Raw genomic sequence first — 8,966 nt, 5'->3', positions numbered from 1 at the left:
ATCCTGTTCTCCCGCCGTGATGCGGATCAGGGCGCCGTCGCGTCCATCGACGGCGTCCACCGCGTTCTGCATCAGGTTGACCAGGATCTGGTGCAACTGGCCCTTGCGTCCCGTCACCTCCAGCGCCGGCGGCAGCTCCAGCCGCACCTCCGGCTTGGTGCGCTGGGTCTTGATGACCCAGTCGGTGGCGGTATGGATCAGTCGGACCAGGTTGAACGCTTCCGGCTCCTCCCGCTGGTTGGAGGAGAAGCGGCGCAGGTCCTGGACGATGTCGCGCACCCGCTCCGCCCCTTCCAGGGTGCCGTCGACCAGGGGGCCGATGTCCGCCAGCACCTTGTCGATGCGCAGGCTGTCGCGCAGGGCCGCCAGTTCCGCCCGCGGCTTGCCGGCGTCGATGGCCGCCAGATAACCGGTGATGGCGGCGCCATAGCGCTTCAGGGCGTACATGTTGCCAAAGACGAAGCTGATGGGGTTGTTGAGTTCGTGCGCCACGCCCGCCACCAGCCGGCCCAGCGCCGCCATCTTTTCCGAGGTCAGCAGCTGCTGCTGCGTCTGGCGCAGGCGCTGGTGGGCCTTGTCCAGTTCCCGATAGGCCCGCAGCAGCTCGCCCACCGGCCGGCCGGCCAGCACCATACCGGCGAAGCGGCCGCGCGCGTCCCGGCGGGGCGCCCCGTTGACCGACACCGCCGCCCGCTGGCCGTCCGCCGCCAGCAGCTGCCAGCCCTTGTCCTCGATGGCACGGCCATCGGCCAGGCAGGCCCGGATGTCCGCGTGGTCGGCGGGGTCGAACAGATCCAGCAGGGGGGCGCCCAGCAATGCCCCCTCCTCCCGCCCCAGAGCCGCCGTCAGCGCCGCGTTGACCCGCAGCACGGCGCCATCGGCGTCGCAGACGATCAGCACGTCGTTCATGGCGCCCAGGACCGAGTGCATGAAATCGCGCGCCTGCTGCAGGCGCTGGTTCTGTTCCTCCAGCGCGACCTGCGAGGCGACGAGGTCGCTGTAGACGACGTCCATGCGGCGGATGACGTCGATCCACAGCTGCTCGCCCTCGCCGTCCGCGTCAGGCGATGGCAGGTCGGCCAAGGGATCGTGACTGCCCATGGCTCAGCTCCCCGCCATGCGCTTGGGCGGCGCCAGGGGATGGACGTTCTCCAGCCCGTAGCGTTCCAGCTTGGCGCGCAAGCCCACGCGTGACAGGCCCAGCTCCCGCGCCGCCTGGCTTTTGTTCCAGCGGTGGCGGATCAGCGTCTCGCGGATGATGCGCGCCTCCAGGACGCTGACCCGCTCGCGCAGGTCGCCCGCCAGCCCGGCGATGTCGGTGAAGTCATCCTCGCCACGCGCGCCAGCGCCCGCCGGTTCCGCCCGCAGGATGTGGGGAGACAGGAGGTCGGCCTCCAGCCGCCGGCCCTCCTCGCCCCGCACCACCAGGCGCTGCACCTCGTTCTGCAACTCGCGGACATTGCCGGGCCAGTCATAGCGGGCCAGGCACTCCAGCGCCTCCGGTGAGATGCCGGGCACGCGCTTGCCCATCTGCGTCGTGGCCCGGTCCAGCAGCACCTCCACCAGCACGGGCAGGTCGCCCTTGCGGTCCTTCAGGTCGGGAAGGCGGATGATCATGCCGGCCAGGCGGTAGAACAGGTCGGCGCGGAAACGCTTGGCCCGCACCTCCTCCTCCAGGTCCTTGTTGGTGGCGGCGATCACCCGCACGTCCACCTTGCGGGTGCGGGTGCCGCCCAGGGGGCGTATCTCCCCCTCCTGCAGCACGCGCAGCAGCTTGACCTGGAAGGCGGGGGACACTTCGCCGATCTCATCCAGGAAGACGGTGCCGCCGTCCGCCCGCTCGAACAGGCCGACATGGTCCTCGATGGCACCGGTGAAGGCGCCCTTCTTGTGGCCGAACAGCTCGCTCTCCAGCAGCTCGTCGGGCAAGGCGCCGCAATTCTCCACCACGAAGGGCTTGTTCCAGCGCAGCGAGCCGTAGTGAAGGGCCCGCGCCGCCAGCTCCTTGCCAGTGCCGGAGGAACCGAACAGCAGCACCGGCACATCGAACGGCGCCACCTGGGCCAGGCTGTGGCAGACCCCCTCCATCGGGCTGCCCTTGGCGCGGACGATACCGTCGTCAAAGCTATAGGCGCGCCGCAGCTTCTCCTTCCGCTCCCCCACCATGCGGGAGGCCGTGGCCGGCAGCATCTTCATCTCCACCGCCAGCAGCTCGTTCTGCCGTTGCAGGGCATAAAGGCGGCAGGCGCCCTTCAGCGTCAGCAGCAGGTTTTCCGGATGCCAAGGCTTGGTGATGTACTGGAAGATGCCCGCCTGGTTGATGCCGTCGATGATGTCGTGGGCGTCGGTGTAGCCGGAGATGATCATGCGCACCACCTCGGGCCAGCGCTCCTTGACCTGGGTCAGGAACTCAACGCCGGTGCGTTCCGGCATGCGCTGGTCGCACAGCACCACCTGGACCAGATTGTCGGCCAACCGCCGCTCCGCCTCGACGGTGCTGGCCGCAGTCAGCACCTCGAAATCCTCCTCCAGGATGCGCCGCAGCGATTCCAGGGAGCGCAGCTCGTCATCGACGATCAGGATGGTGGGCAGATCGGTGGAAGGCTCGGCCATCGCTCCTCTCCGCTAACAGATGCGCGGAAGTTGTTCGCCCGACAGCCAGTCGACCACCCGCTGGCCGCCGATGGCCGTCGTCATGCGGACGAAGCCGGGCTGGCCCACCGTAACATGACCGATCCGTGCCGCGTCACGGCCTTCCGCATGGTCGCGCATCACCGCCAGCAGCGTCTCCGCCTCGTCCGGCTCGCAAACACAGACCAGCTTGCCCTCGTTGGCGACGTTCAGGGGGTCCAGGCCCAGCATCTCGCAGGCCGCCGCCACCTCCGGCCGCACGGGAATGGCCCGCTCCTCCAGCTGCATGCCCAGGCCGGCGGCCTCGGCCAGTTCGTTCAGGGTGGCGGACAGGCCGCCCCGGGTGGGGTCGCGCAAGACCGCGATACCGGGCACCGCCGCCACCATGTCGGCCACCATGCGGTGCAAGGCGGCGCTGTCGGACCGGATTTCCGTGCCGAATTCCAGGCCCTGGCGCTTGGACAGGATGGCGATGCCGTGGTCACCAATGGGGCCGGACAGCAGGACGGCCTGCCCCGGGCGCAGGCGGTGCGGGCCGATGTCCACCCCCTCCGGCACCACACCGACGCCGCTGGTGGTGATGAAGACGCCGTCGCCCTTGCCCCGCTCCACCACCTTGGTGTCACCGGTCGCCACCGGCACCCCGGCCTCGCGGCAGGCCCGGCCCATGCTGGCGGCGATGCGGTCCAGGTCGGCCAGGGGGTAGCCTTCCTCGATGATGAAGGCGGCGGTCAGGGCCAGGGGCCGCGCGCCGGCCATGGCCAGATCATTCAACGTGCCGTGCACGGCCAACGCGCCGATGTCGCCACCGGGGAAGAACAGCGGGGAGATGACGTGCGCGTCCGTGGTCACGGCGATACGACCCGATCCGGCATCGATGCGCGTGGCGTCATGCCCCTGGTCCAGCAGCGGATTGGCCAGATGGCGGCGGAACACGTCATGGATCAGCCGCGCCATGGCCCGGCCGCCGCCGCCGTGGCTCATGTCGACGTTGCCGGAAAGGTCGGGCGGTGGCTGGGTCGTCATTCGGCCGCCATCTCCGCCAGGGTTTCCATGCGCCGGTAGGTCCAGTAGGCCGCGCACGCCCCTTCGGAGGAGACCATGCAGGCGCCCATGGGGGTTTCCGGTGTGCACGCCTTGCCGAACAGCTTGCAGTCCTTCGGCTTTTTGACACCACGCAGGATGGCCGGGCATTCGCAGGACTTGGTCTCGCGGCTCTGCTTCTCACTGAGGGCGAAGCGCTTCTCGGCGTCGAAGGCGGCATACTCGGCACGGATGGCCAGCGCGCTTTCCGGCACGCTGCCCAGGCCGCGCCATTCGAAGCTGGGGCGCAGTTCGAAGATGCGGGCCACCAGCTCCTGCGCCTTGCGGTTGCCATCCCGCGTCACCACCCGGGTGTACTGGTTTTCCACGTCCACCCGGCCCTCGTTCACCTGGTGGATCAGCATCAGGACCGACTGCATGACGTCCAGCGGCTCGAACCCGGCGATGACCACCGGCTTGCCGTAGCGGGCGGCCAGGAACTCATAGGGGCGGGAACCGATGACGGTGCTGACGTGCGACGGCCCCAGGAAGCCATCCAGGCGGGCGGCCTGGGTGGGGTCGATCTCCGGCGCTTCCAGGATGTGGCGGATGGCCGGCGGGGTCAGCACATGGTTGCAGAAGACGGAGAAGTTGGCGATGCCCTCCGCCTGCGCCTGGGCGATGGCGACGGCGCTGGGCGGGGTCGTCGTCTCGAACCCGATGCCCAGGAAGACCACATCGCGCCCCGAGTTGGCGCGGGCGATGTCCAGCGCGTCCAGCGTGGAATAGACCATGCGGATGTCGGCACCGTCCGCCTTGGCCTTCAGCAATGAGCGCCGCCCGGTACCTGGCACGCGCAGCATGTCGCCATAGCTGCACAGGATCACACCATGCCGCTCCGCCAGCTCGATGGCATCGTCCAGGCGGCGGGCGGGCAGGATGCAGACGGGGCAGCCGGGGCCATGCACGAAGCGCACGTTGGCCGGCACCAGATCCTGCACGCCATAGCGGAAGATGGCATGGGTGTGCCCGCCGCAGAACTCCATGAAATTGTAGTCACGCGCCGGGTCGGCGGCGGCGGCGATGGCCGTGGCCAAGGTGCGCGCCAAGTCCCGGTCACGGAATTCGTCGACATATTTCATGGCGCTGTTCCCGTTTCGACTGGTTCCGTCATCTCCACCACCTCGGCCTGCAGCAGCCCGGCCTCGGCCATCATGGCCAGGGTGCGTTGCGCTTCCTCCTCGCTGACGCGGTGCAGGGCGTAGCCGACGTGCAGCAGCACGTAGTCCCCCACCACCACCTCATCCAGCAGGGCGATGGAGACCTGCTTGGCGATGCCACCGACCGACACGCTCGCCATCGCGCCGTCGTGCAGCGCCGTCACCAGCGCGGGTATGGCCAGGCACATGGGATTCCCCCTATTCCGCCGCCTGCGGCGTCCTGCCGGACAGCGCCATCAGGCGAGCGCCCCGTATCCAGTCCAGCCAGGCCGCCATGCCCTCGCCCGTGCGGGCGGAAACCTGCAGCAGCCGCACCTTGTGGTTGACCTTGCGGGCGTTGGCCATGGCCAGCTCGACATCGAAATCCAGATGGGGCAGCAGATCCGTCTTGTTGATCAGCACCAGGTCGGCGGCGGCGAACATGTCGGGGTATTTCAAGGGTTTGTCCTCGCCCTCCGTCACCGAGAGGATGGCGACCTTGTGCGCCTCCCCCAGGTCGAAGGCGGCAGGGCACACCAGGTTGCCGACATTCTCGATGAACAGGACGGAACCGTCGGCTGGATCCAGGTGGTCGACGGCATGGCCCACCATGTGGCCGTCCAGATGACAGCCCTTGCCGGTGTTGATCTGGATGGCGGGGGCGCCCGTGGCGCGGATGCGGTCGGCATCGGCGCTGGTCTGCTGGTCGCCCTCGATCACCGCGCTGGGGAATTCACCGGCCAGCATCCGCAGGGTGCGGCACAGCAGCGTCGTCTTGCCCGAACCGGGGCTGGACACCAGGTTCAGCGCCAGGATGCCGGCCTGGGCGAAGCGCGCGCGGTTGGCGGCGGCATAGCCGTTGTTCTTGCCCAGGATGTCCGCCTCGATCTGGATGAGGCGCGCCTGGCTCATGCCCGGAACGGAGGTGCCGGCGGGACCGGCGCCGTAATCCAGCGCCCCGCCCTCCCCATGGTGATGATGGTGGTGGTGGCCGTGTTCATGACCATGATCATGACCATGGTGGTGGTCATGACCATGGGCGTCCGCCTCGACCTTGGCCCCGCCGTCGCCACATCCGCAGACCGTGCACATCACGTCACCTCCAGTTCGCGTATCTTCATCTCTTCCCCACCGGTCACCTGCACCTGGTGGGATCCACAATGGGGGCATGGGTCATAGCGCCGGCCGATCGTCACGGTCATGGCGCAGGGCAGGCACCAGGCGGTGCCGGCCGTTTCCACGATCTCCAGCCGGGCATCGGCGGCGACGCCGCCGCGCATCACCACGTCGAAGCCGAAGCGCAGCGCCTCCACCTCCACGCCCGACAGGGCGCCGATTTCCAGGCACACCCGCTCCACCCGGCTGAAATTCTGGACCCTGGCCTGTTCCTCGATCAGGACCCGGATGTTCTCGCAGATGGCCATCTCATGCATCAGGCCACCTCGACCGTCTGATCAAGGATCGCGTAGTCCACGCACGGGTCCAGAGCCTGCATCATCACCTCGGCCAGTCGCACCCGATCATCCGGCGGCCAGGCGGACAGCCGCTGGAATTGCCGCTCGGCCCGGCCGCCCGGCGCGAAGGCGCCGTCCGTGGGCGATAGGACACGATAGCGGGCCACCCGCCCCGCCACCACGCTGACCTCATGAAGCAGCGTACCACGGGCGCAGGGGACCTCCGCCCTTCCCGAACCGGGACCGGCCGCCACACCCCGCACCGGGACGGCATCGCCGCCGCGCAGGGCGGCCAGGCGCACCGGCGCGCGGCAAAGGTCGATCAGCCGGGCGACGTGACAGGCGATCAGCGACCCGGCGGGCAGCCCCCGGGCCAACAGGGGATGGTCGGCGTGGCGCGCCGCCAGTGGCCCCGGCTCCCCGTCCGCCGGGGTCAGCGTCGACACGTGGAACAGGCTGGCGATGAACCGGGCCGCCACCGTGCATCCCGTCCCGGCCCAGCGGGCCAATTCCGACGCGCAGGTGATGGTCAGCCATCGTCCCGGCGGCAGCCCGGTCACGGCGTCCTCAATCAGGGCCGATGGGTCGGCGGCGGTGGACAGCGCCACGAAGGCGCGTGCCCGGGCCGTGTCCGGCGCCTCCCCCAACAGGCGGGCCCAGTCCAGGCCGACACGCAGGCCGTGCTCCCGCACCACCTCCGTCCACGTGTGGATCTCACGCTCCGCCAGGGCGTCGGGCGCGGCCTCCACGCCAAGCGCCGCCTCCACCGCCAGGTCGGCGGCATGGCCCTGCGCGTTGGCGCACACCGCGAACAGCGCCCGGACCAGGGCCGGCACGCGCTCCACCGGCACGGCGGCCAGCAGGGCGGTGATGTCGCCGCGCGGCGCATAGCTCAGCGCCACCTGGCCACCTATGCCGCTGGGAAGCCGCAGGGTGATGCCGGTCATGGCGCCGCCCCCTCCCCCAAACCGAACAGGGCGCGGCGGCTCAGCGGCGGCGCCGGCTCCGTCCTGGCCGGTATCGGCGCGGGCGCCACGGGCGTGCCCGTCCAGATCAGGACCATGCCGTCGTCGGCGGCCTCCGCCGCATCCGGCACCGTCATGATCTCCATCAGCGCGGCATCGGCCGTGGCCACCGCCGTCTCCTGGTCCGCGAAGTCGAACATGGGCGAGAACAGGGAGCAGCTCCAGTACCCGCCCAGCGCGTCCTCCTGCCCCCAGATGCCTTCATAGCCGCCGGACGGCAGGGCCAGCGTCATCTTCTCCCCCACCCGCCGGGCGCCTTCGTCCGCCACCGGCAGCAGCAGCAGGTTCATGAACCAGGGCGTCACCAGCACACCCACCCAATGCCCGCCATGGCGGCGCAGCCCGCGCATCGCCACCGACAGCGCGGGGTTCATTACCGGCACCCCGGCCATGCGCGTTTCCGCGATGCGGGTGAAGGCGGCCTCGATGCGGGCGGAAAGGGCGGGCCCGTCGGTCATTCGTCGCCTATCACCATGAAGCCGGCCTTGGCGCTGTCGCACTCCGGGCAGGTCCAATGCGCCGGCAGGTCGGCGAAGGCCGTGCCGGGAGGCACCTGCCAATAGGTGTCGCCCAGGGCCGGGTCGTAGACATGCCAGCAGATCTTGCACTCCAGCTTCGTGGCCGGGCCGATCTTGCTGACGTCGCCCCCGAACGATCCGGCGAAGAAATGATCCGTCACCGGTAAATCTCCATGATCTCGGTCAGGCGCTCGACGGAATCCGCCAGGTCCTCCACCGCCGCCAAGGCGACCTGGGGAATGGCGCAGATCTCGATGCTGTTCAGGATCAGCGTGTCCTGGGAATTGAAATACTGCGTCCACCAGCAGCCGCGCGTTCCCGTCGACCGGATGCGGCAGTTGCCGTAGCCGCGCGACAGGACGACCAGGCCGCCCCGGCCCAGCGCCTCGTCCAGGAACGCCAGATCCTCCTCGGTATGGGGCAGCAGGGACAGGTTGATGACATGGCCTGGCCCGCCGGTCGCCCCGGCCCGGGGGACATGCTCGTTGATCTCCGCGATCAGGGGCGGGGCGTTGAAGATGTTGGGGCGCGCCGTCTCCGGCAGGATGGCGGCGTCCCGGGCGCCGTCGAAGGCGCGCTCCACCACGCCCGTGGGGAAAGGGCCGCAGTCGACATAATCGCGCAGCCGCCGGCCGGCGGCGTCGCTTTCCCGCACCCGCCACACCCCGGCCAGGACGGATTCCTGGATTTGAATGTCGGTGCCGAAGATGACCGAGACCTCGCCCTCGCCCAGCAGCTGGTCGACGAAGGCCAGGTTGGCGGCGTCGAGGTGCGACAGGTCCACCCGCTGCGGCCCGGCGCCGCCGACCACGCGGGTCAGGGCGGCCAGGATGGCGTCGCCCGCCGCCACGCCGTGCGGCACCGCCTGGGCGGCATCCGCCTCGGGCACGTTGGCGGCGGAGAAGATGGCCATGCCGTCGGGCATGACCATGTAGTCCAGCGTGCCGCCATCGAAATCGGCCGGCTGGCTGCCGGGCCCGACCAGCGCGCCGCCGCCAAGGGGGGTGGCCAAGGGATCGTTCATGGCTTTCTCCTCAATGCACGGCGTCGGTGCCGCAGCCGGCGGGCAGACGGAAGGCGGGGGGCACGCTGGGCTCACGCTCCAGGACCTCCGGG

Annotated in this window: 11 protein-coding genes; all 11 read right to left on the bottom strand. The window is 69.8% G+C overall.

Annotated features, from left to right (window positions below; all coding sequences use genetic code 11):
- A partial coding sequence (locus I55_RS14325) for a PAS domain-containing protein (protein WP_044561266.1) occupies window positions 1-1,101 on the bottom strand: 1,101 nt, incomplete at its 3' end.
- A gap of 3 nt (window positions 1,102-1,104) precedes the next feature.
- Window positions 1,105-2,613, bottom strand: coding sequence for a sigma-54 dependent transcriptional regulator (locus I55_RS14320; protein WP_044561265.1), 1,509 nt, complete (start codon window positions 2,611-2,613; stop codon window positions 1,105-1,107).
- A 12-nt stretch (window positions 2,614-2,625) separates the two neighbouring features.
- On the bottom strand, window positions 2,626-3,657 hold the full coding sequence (gene hypE, locus I55_RS14315) for a hydrogenase expression/formation protein HypE (RefSeq protein ID WP_044561264.1): 1,032 nt from the start codon (window positions 3,655-3,657) through the stop codon (window positions 2,626-2,628).
- The gene (gene hypD, locus I55_RS14310) at window positions 3,654-4,796 is read right to left on the bottom strand and encodes a hydrogenase formation protein HypD (protein ID WP_044561263.1); all 1,143 of its coding nucleotides are present in this window, start codon (window positions 4,794-4,796) and stop codon (window positions 3,654-3,656) included. Before hypD ends, hypE begins: the two co-directional genes overlap by 4 nt.
- Complete coding sequence (locus I55_RS14305; RefSeq protein ID WP_044561262.1) at window positions 4,793-5,062, bottom strand: HypC/HybG/HupF family hydrogenase formation chaperone; 270 nt, start codon at window positions 5,060-5,062, stop codon at window positions 4,793-4,795. The genes hypD and I55_RS14305 overlap by 4 nt, the downstream gene beginning before the upstream one ends.
- A 10-nt stretch (window positions 5,063-5,072) precedes the next feature.
- Window positions 5,073-5,945 carry a hydrogenase nickel incorporation protein HypB gene (gene hypB / locus I55_RS14300; protein WP_044561261.1) on the bottom strand — a complete coding sequence of 291 codons (873 nt, stop codon included), beginning with the start codon at window positions 5,943-5,945 and terminating at the stop codon, window positions 5,073-5,075.
- Window positions 5,945-6,286 carry a hydrogenase maturation nickel metallochaperone HypA gene (hypA, locus tag I55_RS14295; RefSeq protein ID WP_044561260.1) on the bottom strand — a complete coding sequence of 114 codons (342 nt, stop codon included), beginning with the start codon at window positions 6,284-6,286 and terminating at the stop codon, window positions 5,945-5,947. Before hypA ends, hypB begins: the two co-directional genes overlap by 1 nt.
- Window positions 6,286-7,254 carry a hypothetical protein gene (locus tag I55_RS14290; RefSeq protein WP_044561259.1) on the bottom strand — a complete coding sequence of 323 codons (969 nt, stop codon included), beginning with the start codon at window positions 7,252-7,254 and terminating at the stop codon, window positions 6,286-6,288. Before I55_RS14290 ends, hypA begins: the two co-directional genes overlap by 1 nt.
- Window positions 7,251-7,790 carry a [NiFe]-hydrogenase assembly chaperone HybE gene (gene hybE, locus I55_RS14285; RefSeq protein ID WP_044561258.1) on the bottom strand — a complete coding sequence of 180 codons (540 nt, stop codon included), beginning with the start codon at window positions 7,788-7,790 and terminating at the stop codon, window positions 7,251-7,253. Before hybE ends, I55_RS14290 begins: the two co-directional genes overlap by 4 nt.
- Window positions 7,787-8,011, bottom strand: coding sequence for a rubredoxin (locus I55_RS14280; protein ID WP_044561257.1), 225 nt, complete (start codon window positions 8,009-8,011; stop codon window positions 7,787-7,789). The genes hybE and I55_RS14280 overlap by 4 nt, the downstream gene beginning before the upstream one ends.
- A complete protein-coding gene (locus tag I55_RS14275) occupies window positions 8,008-8,874 on the bottom strand; it encodes a hydrogenase expression/formation protein (RefSeq protein WP_044561256.1) in 867 nt (288 codons plus the stop codon). The genes I55_RS14280 and I55_RS14275 overlap by 4 nt, the downstream gene beginning before the upstream one ends.
- Window positions 8,875-8,966: the final 92 nt, after the last annotated feature.

It is taken from the genome of Azospirillum sp. B4 (genome assembly GCF_000333275.1).
GTDB lineage: Bacteria > Pseudomonadota > Alphaproteobacteria > Azospirillales > Azospirillaceae > Nitrospirillum.
The sequence above is the reverse complement of the archived record's forward strand: the minus strand, read 5'-3'. Positions and strand labels throughout refer to the sequence as shown.

Bases quoted from the DNA above. Each gene is read 5' to 3' on its own strand.
- I55_RS14320 (WP_044561265.1), bottom strand. From the start codon at position 2,613: ATGGCCGAGCCTTCCACCGATCTGCCCACCATCCTGATCGTCGATGAC.
- hypE (WP_044561264.1), bottom strand. From the start codon at position 3,657: ATGACGACCCAGCCACCGCCCGACCTTTCCGGCAACGTCGACATGAGC.
- hypD (WP_044561263.1), bottom strand. From the start codon at position 4,796: ATGAAATATGTCGACGAATTCCGTGACCGGGACTTGGCGCGCACCTTG.
- I55_RS14305 (WP_044561262.1), bottom strand. From the start codon at position 5,062: ATGTGCCTGGCCATACCCGCGCTGGTGACGGCGCTGCACGACGGCGCG.
- hypB (WP_044561261.1), bottom strand. From the start codon at position 5,945: ATGTGCACGGTCTGCGGATGTGGCGACGGCGGGGCCAAGGTCGAGGCG.
- hypA (WP_044561260.1), bottom strand. From the start codon at position 6,286: ATGCATGAGATGGCCATCTGCGAGAACATCCGGGTCCTGATCGAGGAA.
- I55_RS14290 (WP_044561259.1), bottom strand. From the start codon at position 7,254: ATGACCGGCATCACCCTGCGGCTTCCCAGCGGCATAGGTGGCCAGGTG.
- hybE (WP_044561258.1), bottom strand. From the start codon at position 7,790: ATGACCGACGGGCCCGCCCTTTCCGCCCGCATCGAGGCCGCCTTCACC.
- I55_RS14275 (WP_044561256.1), bottom strand. From the start codon at position 8,874: ATGAACGATCCCTTGGCCACCCCCCTTGGCGGCGGCGCGCTGGTCGGG.